This is a genomic window from Pseudomonas sp. IAC-BECa141 (assembly GCF_020544405.1).
In the GTDB taxonomy this organism is placed as follows: domain Bacteria; phylum Pseudomonadota; class Gammaproteobacteria; order Pseudomonadales; family Pseudomonadaceae; genus Aquipseudomonas.
On the sequence record NZ_CP065410.1, the window covers coordinates 2,648,100 to 2,671,657 of the forward strand.

Consider the following 23,558-nt stretch of genomic DNA (forward strand, 5'->3'; position numbering starts at 1 on the left):
ATCGCCGAAACGGCATCAAGAGCGCTTTGGTGAAGCCATAGACCACGAAATGTGAGCAATAAAAAGCAATGGGGCGCTACTCGGTAGCCTCGAACGCCTCGTGATATTTCACCACGCCCACCGGCAACTCCCCGCCAAACGCCAACGCCTGAAAGTACTCCGGCGGAATCCCCGGCAACTCCAGACCGGCATGGGCCTTGAAGCCAAAACGTCCGTAATAGCCCGGATCACCCAGTACCACGCAGCCAACGCCGCCAATACGCTGCAACTCCGCCAGCGAAGCTTTCATCAGCGCCGAACCGATGCCTTGCTGCTGGCGGGTCGGGCACACGGAGATTGGGCCCAGGCCATACCAGCCTTGAGTGCCGGAGGAAATCGTCACCGGTGAAATGGCCACATGGCCGACCACCGTGTCGTTCTCCACTGCCACCAGCGAAACGCTGAGCTGGCCGGCGTGGCGCAAGGCGTTGACGATGAATTGTTCGGTGTGGCTGGAGTGTTCTTCGTGCTGGAACGCGGCCTCGGTGATTCGGGCGATGGCGTCGATGTCTTCGGGGCGTTCGTTGCGGATTGTGATGTTTGTGTTCATGCGCTCTCGGGTATCGCGGTCGATCAGGGTTCGAAGGGTTTCGAACAGCGGATCGGCATTGGTGTATTGCTTGCCGTAGGCCAGGTTGAAGCCATAGTCGAAGTCTGGCGGATTCTTCCCTTGCGTGTGTTGTAAAAGTGTTTCCAGCTTGTCGAGGGCCTTCACGGCTTTGGCTTCGGGAGAACGGGCGTTTTCGTAGTCGTCCCAGAGCGCGAGGATTTCGTTTCTCAACGCGTCGTCCAGGGAGCGGGTGAGCAGCAGCAAGTCGTTGCGCTCCTGTTCGCCCTTGTCGGGAAAACCGGCTTGATCGACCGCCGGAATGTCACCGTTGATGGCTTCGCCGAGGTCGTGGATGACGCACATTTTCAGGACTTTCAGCACATCGAGCCCGGCCAGGTCGTCGGCGAACACGATCGCCATCAGGCACAGGCGCCAGCTGTGTTCGGCGGTGCTTTCGCTGCGCCCGGAGGAAGTGTGCGCGCTTCTGAGGACGTCCTTGAGCCGTTCTGCTTCGCGCAGGAAGTCGAGGCGTCCCTTGATTTTTTCGAGGTTCATACGGTGGCCGGGATAAAGAGAGCAGGGCTCAAAGCCTAGGCCCGGCCTCGATCATCGTCCACGCATAAAATATGCGGCGGATGGCCTACAGCGTTTCCACCAGCCGTGCGGCGGTGCCGTCGGAGAGGGCGATCCGCGTCCAGCGGCAGAGGCCCGGCTGGATCGGCACGAGGGCGGAGTCATTGCTGCCCGTCAGAAATTCCAGAGCCGGCGGCGCCTGGACTTCTCGCCAACCGGCGTCATCCAGCAAGGATTTCTTGTGCCGGATTTCCACTGTCGCAAAACGCCACAGCGACTGCCCCAGCAGATCGCTCAGCGGGCTGGCGAACTGTGCGGCGCGAGCCGGCGAACAGGCCAGCAGGCGATGGGTCAGGTCGCAGACGAGGTGAACCGGGCGCGCGCTGTCCGTGACCAGTCGCGCGAGGGCCTGATCGGCGGCGCTGTCGAGTCGCGCCGCGAGCAGCCTTTCGAGCTGAAGATGGGCGTCCGGGTCCATCGCCTGCACGCCGCTTTCCCAGCGGGAAATGGTCGACTGAGTGACCTTGAACAACTCGGCGGCATGGCCCTGCTTGACGCGGTGCAGCACGCGCCAGCGGCGTAGGGCAATGCCGGGCAGACTGGGCTTCAACAAGATGTCGGGCATGGCGATGGATCGCAGAAGGAATGCGGGCCGACAGTCTGAAGACTGTCGGCCCGTGCTGCAAATCGATGCGATGTCAGGTCATTCCGGCAGTTTGGCAATCACCTTGATCTCGAATTGAAACCCGTATAGCCACGTCACGCCGACCGCTGTGATGGTCGGATGCGGCGCTTCACCCCAGAACTCCGGCACCACCTCCCAGATGGTTTCAAACGTGGATTGCGGGTCGACCATGAACACCGTCACGTCCACCACGTCGTCGAAACTGCCGCCAGCCGCGCCCAGAATGGCGTTGAGGTTGGTGAAGGCCAGTCGCACCTGTTGCTTGAGATCAGGTTCCGGCGAACCGTCCTCAAGGCTGCCGACCTGGCCGGAAACGAACAGAAATCCGTTGGAACGAACCGCCGGCGAATAGCGATTGCGTTCGTACAGGGCATGGCGTCCAGGTGGGAAAACCACGTCGCGTTTTGGTTGGGCACGGGTCATGAGGTGTCTCCTTCAATGGTTTGAAAACCTGCGATGGAGAAACTTTAGGGGCTTGCGCTGACACGATAAACGCGCAACCTTGGCGTTCACTGTTTGGGATAGCCAAACAATCGAGCCGCCATTAGAGGTTGGATATGGACCGTTTTGACGCGATGCAGGCCTTCGCCCGGGTGGTGGAGGCGGGCAGCTTCACCAAGGCCGCCGAAACCCTGCACATGAGCAAGACCACCGTGACCCATCTGGTGCAGCAACTGGAGGCGCGCCTGCGGGTCAAGTTGCTCAACCGCACCACGCGCAAGGTCAACGCCACGGCGGACGGCGCGGCCTATTACGAGCGTGTGATCAAGTTGCTGGCGGACATGGACGATGCCGAAACCAGCCTGCCTGGCGCGGCAGCGCAGCCCAAGGGGCGCTTGCGGGTCGATGTGCCAAGCCCTCTGGCCAATCTGATTCTGGTGCCGGCGCTGCCCGAGTTTTATGAGCGCTATCCGGAGATCCAGATCGACATGGGTGTCAGCGACCGGATCGTTGACATCATCGATGAAAACGTCGATTGCGTGGTGCGCGGGGGCGAGTTGCGGGATCAGTCGCTCATGGCCCGGCGGGTCGCCGATCTGCAACTGGGCGTGTATGCCGCGCCGAGTTATCTGGCCCGTGTCGGCACCCCGACGCATCCCCGAGAACTGGAAGACTCTCATCACCGGGTGGTCGGTTTCCTCTGGGCACGCACCGGCAAACCCGTGCCTTACGCCCTGCACAACGAACACGAAAACTTGCAGATCAAGGGGCGCCACGTGCTGGCGGTCGATGACGGCAATGCTTATTTGTCGGCGGGGCTCGCGGGGCTGGGTGTGTTGTGGTTGCCCAAGTACATGTCCAAGGCACATGAGGCAAGCGGCGCGCTGATCCCACTGTTCGAAGACTGGCAGCTCGATCCGATGCCGCTTTACGTCGCGTATCCGCCGAACCGCCACATCAGCCGTAAGTTGCGGGTGTTCATCGACTGGATCGCCGAGGTGATGGCCCGCCATGCACCGGTCATGGATCGCTGAGGTTCGCCAGCAACCACTCGGTGAAACATCGCGCCATCGGGTCATTCTCGCTGTCGCGATGGGTCAGCATCGCCCAGTTCGGGCCGCGAATGGTGTCGTCCACCAAGGGCTGCAACAGCCCGTCGGCCCGGGCCTTACGGCTGAGTAACTGACTGACCAGCGCAATCCCCAGACCTGAGCAAGCCGCATCCAGCAACAGGCCCGGATCAGAGAAATTCAAACCCTGATCCTGCTGGCCGACATCGATTCCCGATTCCACCGCCCAATGGCTCCAGTCCATTTCCCGCTCGCCGTGCAGCGTTGTCCGCTGCGCGCCCGGTACGCCCAGCAGGCTCGGATGACACGCCGGATAGAGCCGATCAGCGTGCAGCACCTTGAAGCTGCATTCAGCCTGGGAACTGATGTCGTCGCGCACGGCGATGTCGATGGTTTGTGTCGCCATGTCCGGCACTTCGTCGGTGCTGAAGATCCATAGATCGACCTGCGGGTGCTGTTGTCGGAAATCCGCCAGACGCGGCAGCAACCAGTGCCGGGCAAACGCCGGCGTGGTGTTGAGCACCAGTTGATTGGGCTTCTGGTATTGCCCCAGTCGCCGAATGCCCACCGACAGCTGCTGCAGCATGGCCTGAGTCGTGCTGAGCAGGTCGTGGCCGGCGTCGGTCAGGGCGACGCTGCGCCCGCGGCGGAAAAACAGTGGCTGTTCCAGATACGCCTCAAGGCTGCGGATCTGCTGGCTGATGGCCGACTGCGTGAGGCTCAGTTCCTCGGCGGCCTTGTGAAAGCTGCCCAATCTTGCAGCGGCTTCGAAGCCGCGCAATGAACTGAGGGGTGGCCAGTGTTTCAGCATGATCGATAAGTTCCTCTAATCAGTTTTCCGCTAAATCCATCGTTTGTTTGCCCTTCAGGCCGCCATTAGCATGCACGTCAACGCCGCCAAGGCTGTTTTCATTGAACACAATGGCTTAACTCAAAGGGCTTTTTACCATGCAGCAGACCAAAAACAACAATAGCGGTTGGATGATGCCGGCAGAGTGGGTGACGCACGCCGCGACCTGGATGGTCTGGCCCCACAACAAGGCCCTGTGGGAGTCGGGCTGGCGCGTGACCCTGCCGTTGGTGCAGGAAGATTTCGCCCGCGTTGCCAATGCCATCGCCCGGTTCGAACCGGTAAAAATGGTCGTCGATCCGTCGGCCATCGCCAGCGCCAGAGCCTTGTGCGGGCCGAACATCGAACTGATCCCGCTGGCGGTCAACGACAGCTGGTGCCGCGACTCCGGTCCGAGCTTCGTCGTTCATCCTGAGCAAGGTCTGGCCGGGGTGAGCTGGCGCTTCAACGCCTGGGGTGGCAAGTCGGCCCACGAGCTGGACGAAAGTCTGGCCCGTCGCGTGCTCAATCACCTGGGCGGCGAGTGCTTCGGTACGGCGCTGAGCAACGAGGGCGGCGCGATCCACGTGGACGGCGAGGGCACCTTGATCACCACCGAATCGGTGCTGCTCAATCCCAACCGCAACCCCGGCGTGAGCAAGGCCGAGATGGAGGAAATCTTCAGCCGCCTGCTTGGTGTGAAGAAAACCATCTGGCTGCCGGGCGATCCGGATTACGTCACCGGCGACATGACCGACGGCCACGTCGATGGCGTCTGCGCCTTCGCCCGTCCCGGTGTGTTGCTGGTGGACGCGACTCACGATCGCAGCTCGGTGTATGCCGAAGTCGTGCGGGAAAACCGCCGTGCACTGGAACTGGCGACCGACGCTCAGGGCCGCCAATTCGAGTTGATCGAGCTGTACGAAGCCACCGACGCGGTGGATACCGAAGCCGAAGTGTTCTGCGCCTCGTACACCAATTTCTACATTGCCAACGGCGCGATCATCATGCCGGCGTACGGCATCGAGGCCGACCATGTCGCGGCAGAAACCCTGGCCAAGGCGTTCCCTGGCCGCGAAGTGGTGCCGGTGCAGATCAATCACCTGGCCCATGGCGGCGGCGGTGTGCACTGCATCACCCAGCAACAGCCAGCCTGGCCGGTGGAGGGGTGATCGATGACGATGCTCAAAGTCGCCACCACCCAGATGCCGTGCACCTGGGATCTGAAGAGCAACCTCGACCGCGCCGAGCAGTGGGTGCGTGAAGCGGCCGCGCAGGGCGCGCAAGTGATCCTGTTGCAGGAGCTGTTCGCCACGCCGTATTTCTGCATCGAACAGAGCCACCACCATATGGCGCTGGCCGAGGAGTACCGCGACAGTCAGGTGCTGTCGCGTTTCGCCGCGCTGGCCCGTGAACTGGGCGTGGTGCTGCCGCTGAGCTGGTACGAGAAGGCCGGCAATGCCTACTTCAATTCCCTGAGCGTGGCCGATGCCGACGGGCGCCTGTTGGGCGTGTACCGCAAGACCCACATCCCCAACGCCATCGGCTATCAGGAGAAGGAATATTTCAGCCCCGGCGACACCGGTTTCAAAGTCTGGGACACCGCGTTCGGCCGTCTCGGCGTGGGCATCTGCTGGGACCAGTGGTTCCCCGAAACCGCCCGCTGCCTGGCATTGATGGGCGCAGAAGTATTGCTGTTCCCGACCGCCATTGGCTCGGAACCGGGCTGTGCGGATCTGGATTCGCGCGACCACTGGCAGATGACCATGCGCGGCCACGCGGCTGCGAATCTGTTGCCGGTGATCGCCTCCAACCGTGTTGGCCGCGAAGTGGCGGGTACCGATGCGACGCTGCAAATGAATTTCTACGGCTCGTCGTTCATCTGCAACCACAAGGGAAAAATGCTCGCCGAAGCCGACCGCGCCAGCACCGGCGTGCTGGTGCAAAGCCTGGATCTGTCGGCCATGCGCGAAGAGCGCCTGAGCTGGGGCATCTATCGCGACCGTCGCCCGGACATGTACGGCGCCTTGTTGAGCCAGGACGGCCGTCACCTTCACGCTCGCTGGAATGCTCAAGGAGTCTGATATGCACACCTCACACAAGTGGTTGCTGGGCGCACTGGGCCTCGCGCTGGCCGGTTTGATGCCGGCCGTGCACGCCGAAGACAAGACATTGCGCCTGTACAACTGGGCGGATTATTTCGCCGAAGACACGCTGACAAAGTTCACCGCCGAAACCGGGATCAAGGTGATCTACGACGTGATGGACGGCAGCGAAACCCTGGAAGCCAAGATGCTCTCCGGTGGCAGCGGCTACGACCTGATCTTCCCCGGTGACACCGTGGCTGAACGCCTGATGCGCGCCGGCAGCCTGTTACCGCTGGATCCTTCGAAAGTCGCGGCGATCAACGACATCGAACCGGGCCTGCAAAAACTGCGCAGCCATTACGAGCATTCGAACAAGGCTACGGTGCCCTACACCTGGGGCACCATCGGCCTGACCTACAACGCCGAGCAGATCAAGCAGCGCATGGCCGATGCGCCGGTCAACAGCCTCGACATGCTGTTCAAACCGGAGTTGGCGGCCAGGTTCGCCGATTGCGGAATCTCGATGATCGACTCGCCGGACGAAGTGCTGGCCGTGGTGCTCAATTATCTGGGGCGCGATCCGCGCAGCGCCAAGCCGGCGGATCTGGCAGCGGCCAGTGACTTGCTGATGAAGCTAAGGCCGTACATTCGCAAGTTCCAGTCGCAACCGGTGACCGATCTGGTCAACGGCAACCTGTGCCTGTCCCTCGGCTACAGCGGCGACATGACCCAGGCCCAGCGTACCTCGGACAGCGCCGGCAAGCAGACCCGCTTCCAGTACCGCGTTCCCCGCGAAGGCACCACGGTGTGGATGGACACCATGGCCATTCCGGTCGATGCCAGACATCCGGAATACGCCTACGCGTTCATCAACTTCGTGATGCGCCCGGAGAACATGGCTGCGATCAGCAATTCCACCGGTTACCCGACCTCCAACGCCAAGGCCCGGCCAAGCGTGGATGAGGCGATGCGCAACAACCCGGACATCTACCTCGACGATGCGACCTATGCTCGTCTGATACCGGGCAAGGATATTCCCCAGGCTGACATGCGCGCCCGCATGCGCACCTGGACCAAGTTCAAGACCGCCACTGCCAAGTGATTTTTCCGGGCCGCTTCGGTGGCCCCCTTACACATCAGGAACGTACACATGCCGACTCGTCGCGAGTTCATCAAACAGGTTTCAGTCGCCGCCGGCGTAGGCGCTGCCGTCATGGGCCTCGGCCTGTCACCGGCACGCGTGCTGGCGGCCAGCGAAGGTCGCTGGTTCATGCCCGACGAGGGCGACAAGCACGAACGCGCCTACATGGCCTTCGGCGCGCAGTACGCAATCTGGGAAGACTTCACCGAAGACGTCCAGGAAGCGCTGGGCCGGATCGCCCGTGCCATCGCTCGTTACGAACCGCTGACCATCTACTGCCGCAGCAGCGAACGCAGCCTGGCGGAAGAGATTTGCGGCACGTCCAACATCACCTACCAGTTCGCCAACCTCGACGACATCTGGATGCGCGACATCAGCGCCAATTTTGTCATCGACGACAAGAACGGCCTGGGCGCAGTGGACTTCAACTTCAGCGGCTGGGGCAACAAGCAGCAGCACTCGAAGGACGCGAAGATCGCCAAACGTGTAGCGCAAGACGCGCAAGCAACCTACATCCGCAGCGAACTGGTGGGCGAGGGCGGCGGCATTGAAGTCGACGGCCACGGCACCGCGATCATGACCGAAAGCTGCTGGGTCAACGAAAACCGCAACCCCGGCTGGAGCAAGGCTGATGTCGAGGCGGAACTGAAAGCGCGCCTCGGTTTGCGCAAGATCATCTGGCTGCCGGGCATCAAGGGCAAGGACATCACCGATGCCCACGTCGATTTCTACGCGCGCTTCGTCACGCCCGGCGTGGTGATCGCCAACCTCGACACTGACCCGCGTTCCTACGACAACAAGGTCACGCTGGCTCACCTGGAAATCCTGAAAAAGGCCACCGACGCTGACGGTCGCCCGTTGCAGATCCACACCGTATCGCCACCGCTGAAACCGCGCAGCACCAAATTCAACAAGGACAACGACGACTTCGCGGCCGGTTACATCAACTACTTCGTGATCAACGGCGCGGTGATCGCCCCGGAGTTTGGCGACAAGGACGCCGACAAGAAAGCCTTCGACCTGCTGAAAAAACTCTACCCGAACCGCGACGTGGTGCTGATCAACATCGACGCGATCGCGGCCGGCGGTGGCGGGATTCACTGCGTGACCAGTCACCAGCCGGCGTGAGGCCGTTCCTCAGCGAAACCGTTGGGGAAGCGCTTCAGCAAAGGGATAGAAGTCAAACCAGGGTCTGGCTTCGTCGATCACCTGGCTGAAAGACGGGCGCTGTACCAGTCGCTCGAAATAGGCGCCGAGGCGAGGGCGGTCGGCGCCAAACGGCACCAGCGTAATGGCGTAGAACAGCGCCGGGCTGGCCGAGCAATCGGCCATGCTGTAGTCCGGGCTGGCGATCCATTGATGGGTCGCCAACTGGTTTTCCAGCATGTCGTAGGCGGTGTTCAGCAAGGTGCGCTGGCTGCTCAGGTCGGCGTTTCTGCTGTGGATGCGGTCGGCGACGATCTGCGACATCGGCGTCATCACGTAGTTGTCGAAGAAACGGTCCCAGAGTCGAACCTGCAGCGCGGTGTCCCAAACGTCGGGGATCAAGCGGCCTGCTCCGGCGTGATAGCGGTCCACGTATTCGATGATCACGCTCGACTCCGGCACGTTGCGCTGGCGGGCGCGGTCCTGCAGCACCGGGAACTTGACCAATGGCCACAGCGCCCGCAACTCGGCCCGCTCGGCTTCGCTGGACAGGTCGATCAGGCGTTTTTCGAAGGCGATGCCGTGTTCGTACAGGGCAATCAGGGCTTTGTGGCAGTAGGACGACAACGGATGGTAGTAGAGGGTCAAGTCCATGGTTCAACGCCTCGCGGAGATAGTGAAAAACACTACACAGGTATAGCCCGCCTGCGCACTGCCACACATTTGATTTCCACCAGCAGCCCCGGATGGGCCAGTTCGCTGACGCCGATGCAGGTCCAGGCGCAGAAGCCTTTGGGGAACACGCGGTTCTTCACTTCACGAAACACCGGCATGTGCAGGCCCATATCCACGTGATAAGTGGTCATCTCCACCACGTCTTCGAAGGTGCAACCGCCGGCCTTCAACACTTCATCGAGGTTTTCCCAGGCGCGAACGAATTGCTGCTCGGGGTCTTCGATGACTTTCAGATCTGCCGTGCGGCCTACCTGACCGGCGCAGTAAAGCGTATCGCCGACCAGCACCGCCGGGGCGTAACCGGCGCGTTCGACGATGGGTTTCATGGATTCGGGGATGATGATTTTGCGATCGGGCATGCTGTTCTCCTTCAGTGACAGATCTCAGCGACCATGGGCGGCCGCTGCCAACTGCTCGGTATCGACCCGAACAAACACCGAATCACCCACCGCCGTCAGCACATCCCCGGCGTAGACCTCGCAGATCACCCGGCTCTTGCGCCCGACTTCACCGTCGACTCGGGCTTTCAGCGTCAGCGGTACGCCCATGGGCGTCGGCTTGATGAATTTGATGCCAAGGTTGCCGGTGACGCAGTTGATGCGCGGCAGGCTTTCGGCTTCACGGCCTTCGGCGCGGTAGTGGTAAGCCATCGCGGTCCAGTTGGAATGGCAGTCCACCAGCATCGCGATCAAACCGCCGTAGACCAGCTCCGGCCAGCCGCAGTATTTGGCCTCGGGCACGTGCTCGGCCATGACGTGCACGCCATCCTCGTGCCAGAAACTCTTGATGTGCAAGCCGTGCGGGTTGCTGCTGCCGCAGCCGAAACAGACGCCGTCGGGGGCGGCGGTGTCTTGCAGGGAGGTGTCGATGGAGGACATGCCGGGATCATCCTTAAACTGGTTAGCCGAACCCGGGGGATTCTAAACCTGAATCAAGAACAAGGCGTTGTCTCAAATGACGCCTTCTGCTGTTGGCGTCGATCCTCGCACGATGCTAATTGCGCTGCGCCAGGTTGCGTTGAAATTCTTCGAAGCTGCAAGGCAGGCTCGTGGCTTTGCGTTTTTTCGACTTGTCGTGCTCGTCTGGCAATTGATCGCTCAACTCCCAGACCTCAAGCATTTTCGCGTACTCGAGGGCGTGGCGCGGACTGCTCTGAATCCAGTGCTGGAAGGCCTGGCGTTCGTCAGGTGTGCAGGTTTCGTCTTGCAGACGCAGGCACCAGTGCGCTGCCTGATTGAGGATTTCATCGTCGGCGTCTTGAGGGCTTTGGAGGTTCATTGACTGCTTCCAGGATGGCCGGAGAGGGCACTTTACCCTGCCTCTTGCAAAAAAAACGTCAAAGTTCGACAGGGATTTAGCCTGCCTGACGGACAAAATGCGCGTCCGCCGGACAGATCGCGCCGGCATTTACGCTTTTCGAGGTTTTGCCATATTCAGTCACATCTCATTGTAGATAGTGGGCAGCCCAACCGGTTTCCAATGAGGCTGCATCGTGTTTCCACGTCTTCTGTGTTCGCTGTCCGTGTTGAGTCTGTCCATTGCCGCCGCCCACGCGGCCACCCTTGATACCCCGCGCCTGCAGGGCATCGACAACTTCCGCGATGTCGCCGGTATCACCACGGCCTACTCCACGACCCATGACGGCACGATGCGCGCCGGTGTGTTCTACCGCTCCAACGCGCTGACGCCGACGGCCTCGGATCTGACAGCCCTCAACGGTCTGGGGATCAAGGCCGTTTATGACCTGCGTACGCCCAGCGAAATCGCCGGTACGCCGGACACCGTGATCAGCGGCGCGACTTACCAGAACATCGACATCATCGGCGCCACCACCTCGGGCGCGAACATCACCACGGTCTCGTTCAAGAGCGCAGCCGATGCGATAGCGATGATGCAGGAGACCAACCGCGCCTTTGTCAGCGACGCCGGCATGCGCGGTCAGTTGGGCGTGCTGTTCAACGAACTGGCCAGCGCCGACGGTGCCGCGCTGTTCCATTGCACCGCCGGCAAGGACCGCACCGGCTGGACGGCCGCCGTGTTGCAAAGCATCGCCGGAGTGGACAACGCGACGATCATGAGCAACTACCTGGCGACCAACGACTACACCGCCGCCCGCGTGGCCAAGACCCTGGCGATGATGCCGCCGAGCATGGCCGCGATCTACGCGCCGCTGCTGGGCGTGGAAGCCAGTTATCTGCAAGCGGGCCTGGATCAGGTGGCCGCGCAATACGGCAGCATGGACAACTACCTCAAGCAGGGCCTGGGTCTGTCCCAGGAAACCATTTACGTGCTGCGCGGCAAAATGGTCGAGTACAACAGCCTGCCGGGTCAGGCCGGCCTGATCGGCAACGCCGCTGCCGGCGCGCAACTGTTGCAGGAGTTGCAGAACAGCAAACTGTCGGGCACCTACAGCGCCTACAACTACTACCTGCAATCGGCTATCGACGCAGGCACGCTTGGCGGTGTCGAGTCCACGGTCGGCGGTCAGGTACACGCCGATGCGGCGAGTTACCTGTTGCGTCAGAACGCGATGATCGAGCAGGCCGCCGCGCCATTCGCCAGCGGTACCGACCTCAAGACCGGCCAATACCGTTTGTGGAGCACCGCGCTCGCCGGTTATCTGGGCACCGACGGCTCGGCCCATGCGCAAAGCAGCAACGAACACAGTCAGGGCCTGATGGTTGGCGTTACTCAGCGCTTCTCCGAACAGCTCAGCGCGCGCGGCGGGATCGGTTACAGCAAAGGTTCGGTGGGTGGCGCAGGTGGCGAGGCCGATACCGATTTCACTTTCCTCGACATCGGTGCGCGTTATGGCTTCACCAGCCTTGAACGTGGCCTGTTTGCCGATGCCAACCTCAGCGCCGGTTACATCGATTACGACAGCAAGCGCGACCTCGGCGGCGGTCTCGGCTCGGCGAAGGGCGACACTCACGGCAACCTCAGCGGCGCCACGCTGGCGCTGGGTTATCGCCTGCCGATGAACGATGTGGTTCTGGAGCCGAGCCTCGGCGTGCGGGTCAGCCGTCTGGACCTGTCGGGCTTCCGGGAGACGGGCAGCGAACTGGTCCTCGACGTTGACAGTCTCCAGCAAACCCGCCGCAGCGCAATGGCCAATCTCGACGTCTCGTTCGCCCCGATGCCGATGGGCGCGTGGCAACTGGTGCCGGGCATGCGGGTCGGTTACGAGCATGTGCTGGGCGATCATCAGGTCGGCAGCGAAGGCCATTTGTTGGGGCTGGATATCGAACAGCGCGCGGCGTTCGAAAACCGCGATCAGTTCAGCGGCGGCGTCAACCTGATGGCCAACCTCGGAGCCCTGAGCCTGGGTGCCGAAATCGGCGCCAGTGGTGGAGGCGACAGCCACGGTTTCAGCGGCGGGCTCAAGGCCAGCTATCAGTTCTGATCAACCACAGGTGAAGAAAAGGACTGCCTCAGCGCAGTCCTTTTCGCATTTCTACGGGGCTCACACCGTAGGCATCCTGAAAGTACTGGCAGAACCGGCCGACGTTGCTGAATCCGTATTGCAGGGCCACGTCGGTTACGGATGACGATTGGTCTTGCTTCAACATTTCGCAGGCACGCTCCAGCCTGACCTGGCGCTGGTAAGCGACAATCGAGGTGCCGACAAAACGCCGGAAACCTTCCTGCAACGCCCGCAGGCTGACGTTCACCAGCCCCGCCAGATCCGTCCCGCTGAGCAATTGTTCGGGATGCGCCTGAATGTACTCGATGGCTTGCTTCACATGCCGTGGCGCAATCGATGCTTCGGGGCGGCGCAAGGCTTCGCTGAAATTGTGCGGCCAGGCTTCCAGCACGGCGTCCACCAGCATTTCCCGCAGGCGCGACGGCATCAGCGAACCGGCGTTCAACAACAGGTCGAATTCAGTGCCGGTGGCCAGGTCGATCAATGCGCGAATGCCCTGAAACGCCGGGCTGTTCAGATCCACCCTCGGCTCGAAATGCAGCTTGTGCACGATCGGCCGTCCTAGCAGCGACGACAGGCGTCCGGTGAGCGCGGCGCGGCTGATCGACATGCCGTGCTGGGCATGATTGTCGACGAAGCGCATCGAGCGCAGATCCGCCTTGTCGATGGCCAGCCCGATGTGCGGCAGGCCCAGGGATTCGGCGGAGTCGTTGAAGATGATCCGGCCGGCGGTGGGAATCACGAAGGTGATTTCGTCGTAGGGCTCGGGGAACGCCACCGTGAAATCGCCCCGGTAATGCATGCGCCGGAAACTGACCCCGTCGTGCCGCCCGTACACGCCACCGATGATGATGTCCTTGGGCGGTGGCGGTGTGTCGCCGTAACGATTGCCGAACATACGGGAGAACAACGTGCCGAAGTCGTCGCAGGACATATCGGCGGATCTGAGGATGATGGTCTGGCGCGTCGGGCTTGAGGACACCGGGAAGGTCACCTTGGCAGTCGGAGCAAAGAGGCGCGAGGACGTTAGCAACCAACAATGACGCCGATGTGACAACGCTCGATGCTGTGCGTGGCGCTATGCACAGCATCGAGCGGAGTCGGGTCAGGTGTGATGAATCTCCCGATCCTTGGTCTCCGGCAAGAAGAAGATGCCGAGAATCGCCGTCATCACCGCGATGACAATCGGGTACCACAAGCCGTAGTAGATATCCCCGGTGGCCGCGACCATCGCGAACGCCACGGTCGGCAGGAACCCGCCAAACCAGCCGTTGCCGATGTGGTAGGGCAGCGACATCGAGGTGTAGCGGATGCGCGCCGGGAACAGCTCGACCAGCCAGGCCGCAATCGGGCCGTAGACCATGGTCACGTAGATCACGAGGATGGTCAGCAGGAGCAAGACCATCGGGTAATTGGTCTTGGCCGGATCAGCCTTTTCCGGATACCCGGCTTCTTTCAGCGCGGTGCCGAGGCTGGCGGTGAAGGCATCGTTGCGGGTCTTGAAGTCGGCGGCCGGCAGGGCCGTGCCTTCGAAACTTTCGATGACTTTATCGCCGATGCGCACCTGAGCCACGGTACCCGGTTCCGCCACTACGTTTTCGTAAGGGATCGCCCGTTTGGCCAGGATGGTCTTGGCCAGATCGCAGGAACTGGTGAATTTGGCCTTGCCCACCGGATCGAACTGGAACGAGCACTGGTCAGGGTTGGCGATCACTTTGACCGGGTTCTTCTCCTGGGCGACGAACACGTCGGGGTTACCGTACTGGGTCAGCGCGTGGAAGATCGGGAAGTAGGTCACCGCCGCCAGAATGCACCCGGCCATGATGATGCCCTTGCGCCCGATGCGGTCGGACAGGCTGCCGAAAATCACGAAGAACGGCGTGCCGATTAACAGCGAGCCGGCAATCAGCAGGTTGGCGGTCTGCGGGTCGATCTTCAGGGTTTGCAGCAGGAAAAACAGCGCGTAGAACTGCCCGGTGTACCAGACGACCGCTTGGCCGGCGGTACCGCCGAGCAGGGCCATGATCACGATTTTCAGGTTGTCCCAACGGGCGAAAGATTCGGTCAGCGGCGCCTTGGAGTGTTTACCTTCTTCCTTCATTTTCTTGAACACCGGTGATTCGTTCAGCTGCAAACGGATGTACACCGACACTGCCAGCAGCAGGATCGACAGCAGGAACGGAATCCGCCAGCCCCAAGCCTCGAATGCCTCGGTGCCCAGCGCAGTGCGGCAGGCCAGAATCACCAGCAGCGAGAGAAACAGCCCCAGCGTCGCGGTGGTCTGAATCCACGACGTGAAATACCCGCGTTTGCCCTTCGGTGCATGCTCGGCCACATAAGTCGCCGCACCGCCGTATTCACCGCCCAGCGCCAGACCTTGCAGCAGCCGCAGGGTAATCAGAATGATCGGCGCCGCGACCCCGATGGTCGCGTAACCCGGCAGGAAACCCACAATCGCCGTCGACACGCCCATGATCACAATCGTGATCAGAAACGTGTGCTTGCGCCCGATCATGTCCCCCAATCGCCCGAACACCACCGCACCAAACGGCCGCACTGCAAAACCGGCGGCGAAGGCGAGCAGGGCGAAGATGAACGCCGTGGTCTCGTTGACCCCGGCGAAGAAGTGCTTGGCGATGATCGCGGCGAGCGAGCCGTAGAGATAGAAGTCGTACCACTCGAATACGGTGCCTAAGGATGAAGCGAAGATGACCTTGCGTTCCTCTCGGCTGACGCTGTGGTGCGGGGCACTGCCGGTGGACATGCTGTCGAGTACGGCCATGGGGGTTCTCCGTCGTGCTTGTTTTTGTAGGCCGGAGCACTTCATCAACGTCGCGTACCCGAGGCCTGTGGCGGATGCCGGATCAGGTGTTTCGTGGAGCGTGCACAGAATCACCACCCCGCGGGAGGGCGGGGTTTCTTTGAGCATAATTGGGATTGTGGGGATATCCAGTGGGGGCGGTGGATGGAGAGGGGGGACGGTTTAGTGGCGGAATGAGCTTGATGAATTTGCATTCTTGTTTTCTTATGTTTTTTCATGACTTCGATTGTTCCGAATTGGTATTAAAAACTGTTATTTCTGTCAGGTGTTGTGGCGGCTATTGTTGGAGATACTTTGTTTGCCGGGGGGCAGAAAATTGTCCCTTTTGTTTCTGTTAAAAATGGAGGTGCAAAATTTTGCAAAAAACTAATATAGATTCGTCTCCCGATATACCGGGAAAATTGCAGGATTTAGGAGGTAAAAAATATCTAACTGTATATGGTGTGGATGGACAGGTTTATGAAGGTAATAGTCCATCACTGGATTGGCGGTCTAATCACATGACAGGGAGTTTCGTTCTTACAATTAACCTGTTGTCTGGAGGTGTTAAGGTTTTTAATGATGCAGTAGCTGAGGTTCAAGCTATTACCAGGCATACTTGATTCAATTTTAATCAAAGGGGACAAATCAAAGGGGACAGATTTATTTTAGGTCAAATCAAAGGGGACCAATCAAAGGGGACAGATTTATTTTAGGTTATTTCTATCAGGTGAGATTGCGGCTATTTGTGTTGATGCTTTGCTTGTGGGGGCGCAGAAATAAATCTGTCCCCTTTGATTTTCGTCCCCTTTGATTTTCAGGCAGTAGGCATAAACTTTTATACCCAAGGCTTCCTTGAGCTCACGCAGGTCAGAAAGATAGCGTTCGTAATCGGCCGGTTCGGCGAACACAACCTGCCTGTTGTGGCCGCGCTGCACGATGTGGTGTGGGTAGTGGGGTAGCACGATGCGTCCCGTTCTGGGCATGAGTCTTCCTACGTCCTTGTTTTGACGGATGAAGTTTAGAAGGTGGCGAGGCTGAGGCAGGTTGGATGTGTCAGAGAATGTATCTGCCGAAGCTAAGCGAATGAATTAAATAAGCCAGAATTCGCGGCCTCTTATAATCGCTCAGGGTTTTGGTTGTTCTGAATCAGTATTAAAAACTGTTATTTCTATCAGGTGTGTTTGTGGGTTTTCGTGTTGATACTTTGATTGTGGGTGCGCAGAAAATAAATCTGTCCCCTTTAATGCATTAATGGATGACTTGATGGAGCAAGATAATGGGACAACAACAAGGAATCACCAGTCCAGGCACTCTGGATCCAGCTTTCAATAAAACCGGCATTCTTGAATTTCCTATTCCTGAAATTTCTGGTATCGAACCGAGCGCTGTATTGGCTCTGCCTCAAGGGAAACTGCTCACTGTCATCCCGTTGAGTGGAATCAATGCTGGCTACGCGGTGGCGCGTCTGAACGCGGACGGATCGCTGGATAAGGAGTTTGGTGCAAATAAACACGGTTTTGTGCTTGTGCCGCTCGATACCGTTCAGGATCTGAGCGTTTTCGGTATCAGCCCGGCGGTCAATGGCGGATGCCTGATTGTTGGTCAAGCTATCACAGACACCTCAGGCGGCCTGTTGATCATGCGCCATCTCCCGGATGGTCGATTGGACACGTCCTTGAATGAAACCGGCATTCTCTACATTCCCTACGAGGATTTCGGCAGCTCCGGGTACAAAGGAGTAATGGCGAAGGGGACTCCTCGCGATAATAAAGAGGCAGATGATGCCGAGCAGTCTTCTTTTGCCAGTTCAACTTCAGCGAGCGTACAGGCTGATGGCAAGATCCTGCTGCTCGGCAATGCCATAGATGAATTCGGAATACCGAAAGGCATCGTTCTGCGGCGTCACCCGGACGGCTCTCCCGATGAGACGTTCAACGGCACAGGCGCTGCGCTCATTGAACTTGAAGGCTTTGCATTCGAGTATAGTTCTAGCGATGGCATCGAATTACAGGCGGACGGGCGGATACTGGTTTGTGGGAGTTTCTATTCCAATGACGGTCAAACTGCCTATGTGACCCGTCTCACTGCCACTGGCAGGGTCGATCCCGACTTTAATGGGGGGCTTGCTGTCACCGTTTTCAGTCCGTCTTTGATTAGGTTGAGGGCTATGACGGTCCGGGAAAGTGATGGCAGAGTTATTGCGGTAGGCTCAGCAAAAATGGCGAGAGGTGAGCCTTGGAAAGGCCTGATAGTCGCTCTGAACTCTACGGGGTCCTACAACCTCCCATTTAATAACGGAAAGCCGCTATTTGCCGATTTTGTATCGGCGGGGCTCAGTTGGGAGCATTGCGTGACACAGGCCAATGGATCAATCGTCGTCTCCGGCTTTACCGGCAACGGTTTTGTCACAAAAGAGTTAAGTATCCTAACCGCGCGTTATCTTTCTGACGGTTCTCCGGATACTACGTTCAACGGTACAGGTTTTGCCGTGTTTGATGACGATTTGTTCATAGAATCTATCAGCGGCATGTCGATGAAAGGAACAGATCGTATTTTTGTGTGCGGTGCATTGTGGACGGACGCCGAATCTTGGCCATACATCAGTGGTGGTGTGCTGTTGTGTTACCGCGCCTGACGCCTTGAAGTGAATCCCGCCGTCGTTTTGCCTGAAGGCTGAAGTTGAATCAAAAGGGGACAGATTTATTTAATCGTCCCCTTTTGATGTTGTGTGATAGCAAAGAGCATCTTCGCCGCTGCGACTTACTCCGTTGGCACAACGTTATCCAACACCTGATTCACCGCCAGTTCCGCAAGCATCACGATCTGCGCGATGCCCTGTGCGGTCTTGCGGTGGGGGCCTTCGAGGAGGTCGACGAAGTTGTTGAGCATGACGTTGGCCGAACCCAGCGTTTCGACGGCGTCGGCGAGCAGGGATTCGTTGTTGCTGGCCGGGTTGGCCTGGTAGAGGCGGTTGGGGTAGTAGGGCGCGGCCATCATTTGGGCTGATATCGGGCCTAGGTGATAGTCGAGGGCGCGGTTGGCGGCTTCGTTGAATTTCTTGGAGTCAGGGCATTCGTAGGGGGAAGTCGGGTCGGTGATGCTGGCCGGTTCGGTGACCGGAGGATTTGGCGTTACTTTAAACATGGTGATGTGCCTCATTGAGGATGCAACCGTCTCGCTGCTAAACGGAAGGTGGCAGCTGTGCGCAAGTTAGCAGACCGGTCATCACCAAACCCGGCGCACCCGAAGGTGCCATGCGCACAGCCACCGCAAAATGCAGGCGAAAACCTGACAAGGTGAGATGTGCAACCGTGGTAGATGAGCCGGGCTGCTAAACCCGATCACTGCGAATCAGTGACCCGATCCAAGTTACCGGCCGACCCCAAGGCGCACAAGCCGGCGGATTCTGGCGTAGCCGTAGGCTCTGGCGCAAGGATTTGTGGGCAATTGCGCGTAACTCCAGGTGTCTTTAAACACACGCATCGAAACGTGTTTGGCGGCCCACAAAACACACTGAAACATCCGTCAGAACCCACCCCGAAAACCGCCATGGCTTCAAACCCGCCGCCGTGTCTGTAAACTGGCCGCCCGAAACGGCGCGCGATGGCGCCGCCCTCACTGCCAGCGAAGGACTTTCCCATGGCCAACCAAGACATCACCTACACCCCGGACCCGGATGCAGACTCGATCTCTTCGGACGTGACCGAATTCAACGGCATCCTGATGTCGACCCAGATTCCGACCCGCGCCGACGGCAGCCTGGAACTGGGCGACGTCACCGCGCAGAGCGAATGCACGTTGCAGGCGCTGAAAGTCGCACTGGAAAAGGCCGGGAGTTCGATGGACCGCGTGCTGCACCTGACCATTTACCTGACCGACATGGCCGATCGCGCTGCGTTCAACGAGGTGTACAAGCGCTACTTCGCCAAGCCTTGGCCGGTGCGAGCGGCGGTTGGCGTGGCGGCGCTGGCGGTTGAAGGGATGAAGGTGGAAGTGACTGCGACGGCTGCGAAGGCTTGACCCCGTAATGATCGTTCCCACGCTCCGCGTGGGAATGCCTCAAGGGACGCTCCGCGTTCCAGCTCTGGAAGGGACGCGGAGCGTCCCGGGCTGCATTCCCACGCAGAGCGTGGGAACGATCTGTGACGCCGGGCGTGGGAATGCCTCAACGGACGCTCCGCGTTCGGCTCTGGAAGGGACGCGGAGCGTCCCGGGCTGCATTCCCACGCGGAGCGTGGGAACGATCGGTGACAGTCCGCGTGGGAGCGATCTGATCGTGACGGGTTGAAAACAGCCACCCGGCAGCACAGGCGTGCCGGCCACGCGTTTCGCGGCTACAATGCGCGCCTCGACCGTGACAGCCTGACTAAAAACTATATGTCCTTGCCCAAACATCACCTGGAACTGCTCAGCCCCGCCCGTGACGTGGCCATCGCCCGCGAGGCCATTCTGCATGGCGCCGATGCGGTGTACATCGGCGGCCCGAGCTTCGGGGCGCGCCACAACGCGTGCAACGAGGTGAGCGAAATCGCCGAACTGGTGGAATTTGCCCGTCGCTATCACGCGCGCATCTTCACCACCCTCAACACCATCCTGCACGACAACGAACTGGAGCCGGCGCGCAAGCTGATCCATCAGTTGTACGACGCCGGCGTCGATGCGCTGATCGTCCAGGATCTGGGCGTGATGGAACTGGACATTCCACCCATCGAGCTGCACGCCAGCACCCAGACCGACATCCGCACCCTTGAGCGGGCGAAGTTCCTCGATCAGGCCGGTTTCTCGCAACTGGTACTGGCCCGTGAACTGAACCTCAAGGAAATCCGCGCGATCGCCGACGAAACCGAGGCCGCCATCGAGTTCTTCATTCACGGCGCGTTGTGCGTGGCGTTCTCCGGTCAGTGCAACATTTCCCACGCGCAGACCGGGCGCAGTGCCAACCGGGGCGACTGCTCCCAGGCCTGCCGTCTGCCGTACACCCTGAAAGACGAAAAGGGTGGCGTGATCGCCTACGAAAAACATCTGCTGTCGATGAAGGACAACAACCAGAGCGCCAACATCCGCGCGCTGGTCGAGGCCGGTGTGCGTTCGTTCAAGATCGAAGGTCGCTACAAGGACATGGGCTATGTGAAGAACATCACCGCCTATTACCGCCAGCGCCTCGACGACGTGCTCAACGACCGTCCGGACCTGGCCCGTGCTTCCAGCGGCCGCACCGCGCATTTCTTCCTGCCGGATCCGGAAAAGACCTTCCACCGTGGCAGCACCGACTACTTTGTCAGCGAGCGCAAGATCGACATCGGCGCGTTCGATTCGCCGACCTTCACCGGTCTGGCGGTGGGCACGGTCGAGAAAGTCGGCAAGCGTGACATGCAGGTCATCACCCACGAGCCGCTGTCCAACGGCGACGGTCTCAATGTGCTGGTCAAGCGCGAAGTGGTGGGTTTCCGCGCCAACATCGCCGAAGCCAAGGGCGAGTTCGAGGAAGAAGGCGAGAAGCGCTACCGCTACCGCGTCGAGCCGAACGAAATGCCGGAAGGCCTGTACAAGCTGCGCCCGAACCACCCGCTGAACCGCAACCTCGATCACAACTGGCAGCAGGCCTTGCTCAAGACCTCGGCCGAGCGTCGTATCGGCGTGAGCTGGCTGGCGAAGCTGCGTGAAGAGCGTCTGGAACTGACCGTGACCAGCGAAGAGGGCATCAGCGCCAGCGTCGCGCTGGACGGCCCGTTCGGCGTCGCCAACAAACCGGAACAGGCGCTGGAGACCTTGCACGATCTGCTCGGCCAGCTCGGCACCACCGAGTACCACGCGACCTCGATCAAACTGGATGCGCCGCAAGCGTTCTTCATTCCGAACTCGCAGCTCAAGTCGTTGCGCCGCGAAGTGATCGAAGCGCTGACCGCCGCCCGCGTTGCCGCCCATCCGCGCGGTTCGCGCAAGGCCGAGACCACGCCACCGCCGGTGTACCCGGAGGCGCATCTGTCGTTCCTGGCCAACGTCTACAACCAGAAGGCCCGCGACTTCTACCACCGTCACGGGGTGAAGCTGATCGACGCGGCGTACGAGGCCCACGAAGAGGCGGGCGAAGTGCCGGTGATGATCACCAAGCACTGCCTGCGATTCTCCTTCAACCTGTGCCCGAAACAGGCCAAAGGCGTGACCGGCGTGAAAACCAAAGTCGCGCCAATGCAGCTGATTCACGGTGATGAAGTGCTGACCCTCAAGTTCGACTGCAAGCCGTGCGAGATGCACGTGATCGGCAAGATGAAGGGCCACATCCTGAACATGCCGCAGCCGGGCAGTGTGGTGGGACATATCAGCCCTGAAGACCTGATGAAGACCATTCCTCGGGCTCCGCACTGATTCAGAGGCTGCTGTGCGATAAATAAAAAAACCGGTGACAAAAATCACCGGTTTTTTTATGCCTGCCAGAAACTCAACTGGCTTCGTAGCGCGATGCCGTTGGCGGCGCCGCTTCGCCACTCAACGCATCGACCATCGGCGGATGGTCCTGCGCCGCTTGACGCAAGTCTTCGGTCACCCGCAGCTCGGCGCCAGTTGGCGAGAACGTCGCTGCCGCCGCAAATGGCGCCGGGTTGGCCGGCACCGGACGCTTGCCACGGCGCCAGAAGAAGAACGTCACCATGGCCAGGTTGACCAGCGCAAAGGCCCAGAACAGCCCGGTTTCGCCGTGGGCGTTCATCGCTGGCGAGATCAGCAGCGGGCTCATCGCCGAGCCCAGCGAGTTGATCAGCAGCATGCCCTGAATCATCGGCACCAACGTTTCGACCGGCGCGCGGTCGGCCGCGTGACTGACCGCAACCGGGTACAACGCGAACACGCCGCCACCCAGCAGAAACAACATTGCCGCAAGCAGGGCCGAGGACAGCGGTACCAGCACGAACACCAGCGACAGCACGGTGCACGCGGCGCACAGCACGGTCAGCACTTGCAGGCGATCCTTGCGGTCGGACCAGCGTCCGACCGGGTATTGCAGCAGCATCGCGCCGAGGATCGTCCAGGCCATCATGCTGCCGACTTCGCCGACGTTCAGGCCGATGCGTTGCAGGTACAGCGGCAGCAGAGTGTAGATAGCCGCGATGGTCACACCGGAGCCGAAGCAGCCGACCAGACCGGTGGGCGATACGCCCAGCAGCGCCCGTGGTTTGAGCGGTTCGACCTGTTCCAGCAACGGAGAAACACGCGGCAGGATCACGATCGGCAATACCGACAGGGTCGCGAGCATGCCGGCGACCATGAATGGCGCGGTATCGCCCAGCCCGGTGATTTTTCCCAAAAACGCCTGACCCAGCACGCCGGCGCCGTAGAGGACGATCATGTACAGCGCCAGCAGACGCCCGCGAATCTTCGCGTCACCGGCCAGCAGCAGCCAGCTCTCGATCACCAGAAACACGCCGACCGTGGCCCAGCCGTTGATCAGACGCAGGACGACCCAGCCCCAGGTGTCATAAAACAGCCCTTGCAGCAGGATGGTCGCGGCGATCAGCGAGGCGAAGCTGCTGTAGGCGCGGATGTGGCCGATGCGCAGGATCAGGCGATCGTTGAAGATCGCGCCGAGGGTCAGGCCGATGAAATAGGCCGAGGACACGATGCCGATCATCGTCGCCGATTCGCCGGCCGCGCCCAGGCGCAGAGTGGTCAAGGAAGACAGAAAGCCGTTGCCCAGGGCAACAATGAATAGCCCGAGCAGGGGCGCCAGCGCCATGGCCAGCAAACGCGGTGTCATAAAAACCTCAAGTGATCGAACAGCGGAACGTGCGCCTCTGCGCATGCGAGTGCCAAGCCGAAGTGTGTTGAAGACAAACGACCGCCGAACGGGCAGGACGATTGAGCCTGGCGCACTTCGTGAAAGTGGCCGGCTGTTCAAACCTGAGGGTTGTCATGGCTGCGGGCAGGCGCCGGTCGGGCGACTGCAAGAGGAGGCGCGATTTTAAGCGTTGTCTGGCGTTTGCCAAGATGCTGGCCCTGCGACGTTGGGACGCAGCCCGGCAGGGCTGGGTGATGATCGTTC

At 60.3% G+C, this 23,558-nt stretch carries 22 protein-coding genes and 2 pseudogenes; 10 read left to right on the forward strand and 14 right to left on the reverse strand.

Features of this window, described 5'->3' with window-relative positions; genetic code table 11:
• Positions 1-76: 76 nt before the first annotated feature.
• From I5961_RS28640 to I5961_RS12030, 4 genes and pseudogenes are all read right to left on the reverse strand, one after another.
• On the reverse strand, positions 77-589 hold the full coding sequence (locus I5961_RS28640; protein WP_264373532.1) for a GNAT family N-acetyltransferase: 513 nt from the start codon (positions 587-589) through the stop codon (positions 77-79).
• Positions 587-1,144 (reverse strand): annotated as a pseudogene (locus tag I5961_RS28645) (HD domain-containing protein); the annotation flags it as partial. The pseudogene I5961_RS28645 and the gene I5961_RS28640, both read right to left, overlap by 3 nt.
• A gap of 85 nt (positions 1,145-1,229) precedes the next feature.
• Positions 1,230-1,787 carry a helix-turn-helix domain-containing protein gene (locus I5961_RS12025; RefSeq protein ID WP_227235340.1) on the reverse strand — a complete coding sequence of 186 codons (558 nt, stop codon included), beginning with the start codon at positions 1,785-1,787 and terminating at the stop codon, positions 1,230-1,232.
• 78 nt (positions 1,788-1,865) lie between these two features.
• Positions 1,866-2,270 carry a RidA family protein gene (locus I5961_RS12030; RefSeq protein WP_085700324.1) on the reverse strand — a complete coding sequence of 135 codons (405 nt, stop codon included), beginning with the start codon at positions 2,268-2,270 and terminating at the stop codon, positions 1,866-1,868.
• A gap of 134 nt (positions 2,271-2,404) precedes the next feature.
• Here I5961_RS12030 and I5961_RS12035 point away from each other — a divergent pair, with 134 nt between their 5' ends.
• Positions 2,405-3,322, forward strand: a complete 918-nt coding sequence (locus I5961_RS12035) for a LysR family transcriptional regulator (protein ID WP_227235341.1) — start codon at positions 2,405-2,407, stop codon at positions 3,320-3,322.
• On the opposite strand, the gene I5961_RS12040 is transcribed toward I5961_RS12035, so the two are convergent.
• Positions 3,309-4,169, reverse strand: a complete 861-nt coding sequence (locus I5961_RS12040; RefSeq protein ID WP_227235342.1) for a LysR substrate-binding domain-containing protein — start codon at positions 4,167-4,169, stop codon at positions 3,309-3,311. The genes I5961_RS12035 and I5961_RS12040 overlap by 14 nt on opposite strands.
• A 137-nt stretch (positions 4,170-4,306) precedes the next feature.
• On the opposite strand from I5961_RS12040, the gene I5961_RS12045 reads away from it, so the two are divergent.
• From I5961_RS12045 to I5961_RS12060, 4 genes are read left to right on the forward strand one after another with little or no spacing between them, the layout of a single operon-like run.
• Positions 4,307-5,359, forward strand: a complete 1,053-nt coding sequence (locus I5961_RS12045) for an agmatine/peptidylarginine deiminase (RefSeq protein WP_227235343.1) — start codon at positions 4,307-4,309, stop codon at positions 5,357-5,359.
• Positions 5,360-5,362: 3 nt separating this feature from the next.
• Entirely contained in the window at positions 5,363-6,271 is a 909-nt protein-coding gene (aguB, locus tag I5961_RS12050) for an N-carbamoylputrescine amidase (protein ID WP_227235344.1), read from the forward strand.
• Position 6,272: 1 nt separating this feature from the next.
• Entirely contained in the window at positions 6,273-7,376 is a 1,104-nt protein-coding gene (locus I5961_RS12055) for an extracellular solute-binding protein (RefSeq protein ID WP_227235345.1), read from the forward strand.
• 48 nt (positions 7,377-7,424) lie between these two features.
• Positions 7,425-8,543 (forward strand): agmatine/peptidylarginine deiminase, encoded by a 1,119-nt coding sequence (locus I5961_RS12060; protein ID WP_227235346.1) that lies wholly within the window; start codon positions 7,425-7,427, stop codon positions 8,541-8,543.
• Positions 8,544-8,552: 9 nt separating this feature from the next.
• Here the strand turns inward: I5961_RS12060 and I5961_RS12065 are convergent, their stop codons facing one another.
• The 4 genes from I5961_RS12065 to I5961_RS12080 form a co-directional block, all read right to left on the reverse strand.
• Entirely contained in the window at positions 8,553-9,215 is a 663-nt protein-coding gene (locus I5961_RS12065; RefSeq protein WP_227235347.1) for a glutathione S-transferase family protein, read from the reverse strand.
• 32 nt (positions 9,216-9,247) lie between these two features.
• On the reverse strand, positions 9,248-9,655 hold the full coding sequence (locus tag I5961_RS12070; RefSeq protein WP_227235348.1) for a RidA family protein: 408 nt from the start codon (positions 9,653-9,655) through the stop codon (positions 9,248-9,250).
• Positions 9,656-9,679: 24 nt separating this feature from the next.
• Entirely contained in the window at positions 9,680-10,174 is a 495-nt protein-coding gene (locus I5961_RS12075; protein ID WP_227235349.1) for a PaaI family thioesterase, read from the reverse strand.
• Positions 10,175-10,289: 115 nt separating this feature from the next.
• Positions 10,290-10,574 carry a FecR/PupR family sigma factor regulator gene (locus I5961_RS12080; RefSeq protein ID WP_227235350.1) on the reverse strand — a complete coding sequence of 95 codons (285 nt, stop codon included), beginning with the start codon at positions 10,572-10,574 and terminating at the stop codon, positions 10,290-10,292.
• 214 nt (positions 10,575-10,788) lie between these two features.
• Here I5961_RS12080 and I5961_RS12085 point away from each other — a divergent pair, with 214 nt between their 5' ends.
• Positions 10,789-12,699 carry a tyrosine-protein phosphatase gene (locus I5961_RS12085; RefSeq protein WP_227235351.1) on the forward strand — a complete coding sequence of 637 codons (1,911 nt, stop codon included), beginning with the start codon at positions 10,789-10,791 and terminating at the stop codon, positions 12,697-12,699.
• A gap of 28 nt (positions 12,700-12,727) precedes the next feature.
• On the opposite strand, the gene I5961_RS12090 is transcribed toward I5961_RS12085, so the two are convergent.
• Complete coding sequence (locus I5961_RS12090; protein WP_227235584.1) at positions 12,728-13,654, reverse strand: helix-turn-helix transcriptional regulator; 927 nt, start codon at positions 13,652-13,654, stop codon at positions 12,728-12,730.
• Positions 13,655-13,825: 171 nt separating this feature from the next.
• Complete coding sequence (locus I5961_RS12095) at positions 13,826-15,502, reverse strand: MFS transporter (RefSeq protein ID WP_085703740.1); 1,677 nt, start codon at positions 15,500-15,502, stop codon at positions 13,826-13,828.
• Between the two features lie 395 nt (positions 15,503-15,897).
• On the opposite strand from I5961_RS12095, the gene I5961_RS12100 reads away from it, so the two are divergent.
• Positions 15,898-16,143, forward strand: a complete 246-nt coding sequence (locus tag I5961_RS12100; protein ID WP_139834859.1) for a hypothetical protein — start codon at positions 15,898-15,900, stop codon at positions 16,141-16,143.
• Between the two features lie 195 nt (positions 16,144-16,338).
• Here I5961_RS12100 and I5961_RS12105 read toward each other — a convergent pair.
• Positions 16,339-16,506, reverse strand: a pseudogene (locus I5961_RS12105) (transposase); the annotation flags it as partial.
• A 293-nt stretch (positions 16,507-16,799) separates the two neighbouring features.
• On the opposite strand from I5961_RS12105, the gene I5961_RS12110 reads away from it, so the two are divergent.
• Positions 16,800-18,158 (forward strand): hypothetical protein, encoded by a 1,359-nt coding sequence (locus tag I5961_RS12110; RefSeq protein WP_085700308.1) that lies wholly within the window; start codon positions 16,800-16,802, stop codon positions 18,156-18,158.
• Positions 18,159-18,283: 125 nt separating this feature from the next.
• Here the strand turns inward: I5961_RS12110 and I5961_RS12115 are convergent, their stop codons facing one another.
• Positions 18,284-18,667 carry a DUF6124 family protein gene (locus tag I5961_RS12115; protein ID WP_227235352.1) on the reverse strand — a complete coding sequence of 128 codons (384 nt, stop codon included), beginning with the start codon at positions 18,665-18,667 and terminating at the stop codon, positions 18,284-18,286.
• 495 nt (positions 18,668-19,162) lie between these two features.
• On the opposite strand from I5961_RS12115, the gene I5961_RS12120 reads away from it, so the two are divergent.
• Together I5961_RS12120 and I5961_RS12125 are read left to right on the forward strand one after the other, a co-directional pair.
• On the forward strand, positions 19,163-19,543 hold the full coding sequence (locus tag I5961_RS12120; RefSeq protein WP_085700306.1) for a RidA family protein: 381 nt from the start codon (positions 19,163-19,165) through the stop codon (positions 19,541-19,543).
• A gap of 357 nt (positions 19,544-19,900) precedes the next feature.
• On the forward strand, positions 19,901-21,889 hold the full coding sequence (locus tag I5961_RS12125; protein ID WP_227235353.1) for a peptidase U32 family protein: 1,989 nt from the start codon (positions 19,901-19,903) through the stop codon (positions 21,887-21,889).
• 73 nt (positions 21,890-21,962) lie between these two features.
• On the opposite strand, the gene I5961_RS12130 is transcribed toward I5961_RS12125, so the two are convergent.
• Positions 21,963-23,273, reverse strand: coding sequence for an MFS transporter (locus tag I5961_RS12130; protein ID WP_227235354.1), 1,311 nt, complete (start codon positions 23,271-23,273; stop codon positions 21,963-21,965).
• Between the last annotated feature and the right edge of the window lie 285 nt (positions 23,274-23,558).

Coding starts and splice junctions, on each gene's coding strand:
- aguB (WP_227235344.1), top strand. CDS start 5,363: ATGACGATGCTCAAAGTCGCCACCACCCAGATGCCGTGCACCTGGGAT.
- I5961_RS12065 (WP_227235347.1), bottom strand. CDS start 9,215: ATGGACTTGACCCTCTACTACCATCCGTTGTCGTCCTACTGCCACAAA.
- I5961_RS12120 (WP_085700306.1), top strand. CDS start 19,163: ATGGCCAACCAAGACATCACCTACACCCCGGACCCGGATGCAGACTCG.
- I5961_RS12030 (WP_085700324.1), bottom strand. CDS start 2,270: ATGACCCGTGCCCAACCAAAACGCGACGTGGTTTTCCCACCTGGACGC.
- I5961_RS12055 (WP_227235345.1), top strand. CDS start 6,273: ATGCACACCTCACACAAGTGGTTGCTGGGCGCACTGGGCCTCGCGCTG.
- I5961_RS12045 (WP_227235343.1), top strand. CDS start 4,307: ATGCAGCAGACCAAAAACAACAATAGCGGTTGGATGATGCCGGCAGAG.
- I5961_RS12060 (WP_227235346.1), top strand. CDS start 7,425: ATGCCGACTCGTCGCGAGTTCATCAAACAGGTTTCAGTCGCCGCCGGC.
- I5961_RS12090 (WP_227235584.1), bottom strand. CDS start 13,654: ATGTCCTGCGACGACTTCGGCACGTTGTTCTCCCGTATGTTCGGCAAT.
- I5961_RS12125 (WP_227235353.1), top strand. CDS start 19,901: ATGTCCTTGCCCAAACATCACCTGGAACTGCTCAGCCCCGCCCGTGAC.
- I5961_RS28640 (WP_264373532.1), bottom strand. CDS start 589: ATGAACACAAACATCACAATCCGCAACGAACGCCCCGAAGACATCGAC.
- I5961_RS12025 (WP_227235340.1), bottom strand. CDS start 1,787: ATGCCCGACATCTTGTTGAAGCCCAGTCTGCCCGGCATTGCCCTACGC.
- I5961_RS12110 (WP_085700308.1), top strand. CDS start 16,800: ATGGGACAACAACAAGGAATCACCAGTCCAGGCACTCTGGATCCAGCT.
- I5961_RS12075 (WP_227235349.1), bottom strand. CDS start 10,174: ATGTCCTCCATCGACACCTCCCTGCAAGACACCGCCGCCCCCGACGGC.
- I5961_RS12095 (WP_085703740.1), bottom strand. CDS start 15,502: ATGGCCGTACTCGACAGCATGTCCACCGGCAGTGCCCCGCACCACAGC.
- I5961_RS12115 (WP_227235352.1), bottom strand. CDS start 18,667: ATGTTTAAAGTAACGCCAAATCCTCCGGTCACCGAACCGGCCAGCATC.
- I5961_RS12040 (WP_227235342.1), bottom strand. CDS start 4,169: ATGCTGAAACACTGGCCACCCCTCAGTTCATTGCGCGGCTTCGAAGCC.
- I5961_RS12070 (WP_227235348.1), bottom strand. CDS start 9,655: ATGCCCGATCGCAAAATCATCATCCCCGAATCCATGAAACCCATCGTC.
- I5961_RS12035 (WP_227235341.1), top strand. CDS start 2,405: ATGGACCGTTTTGACGCGATGCAGGCCTTCGCCCGGGTGGTGGAGGCG.
- I5961_RS12130 (WP_227235354.1), bottom strand. CDS start 23,273: ATGACACCGCGTTTGCTGGCCATGGCGCTGGCGCCCCTGCTCGGGCTA.
- I5961_RS12080 (WP_227235350.1), bottom strand. CDS start 10,574: ATGAACCTCCAAAGCCCTCAAGACGCCGACGATGAAATCCTCAATCAG.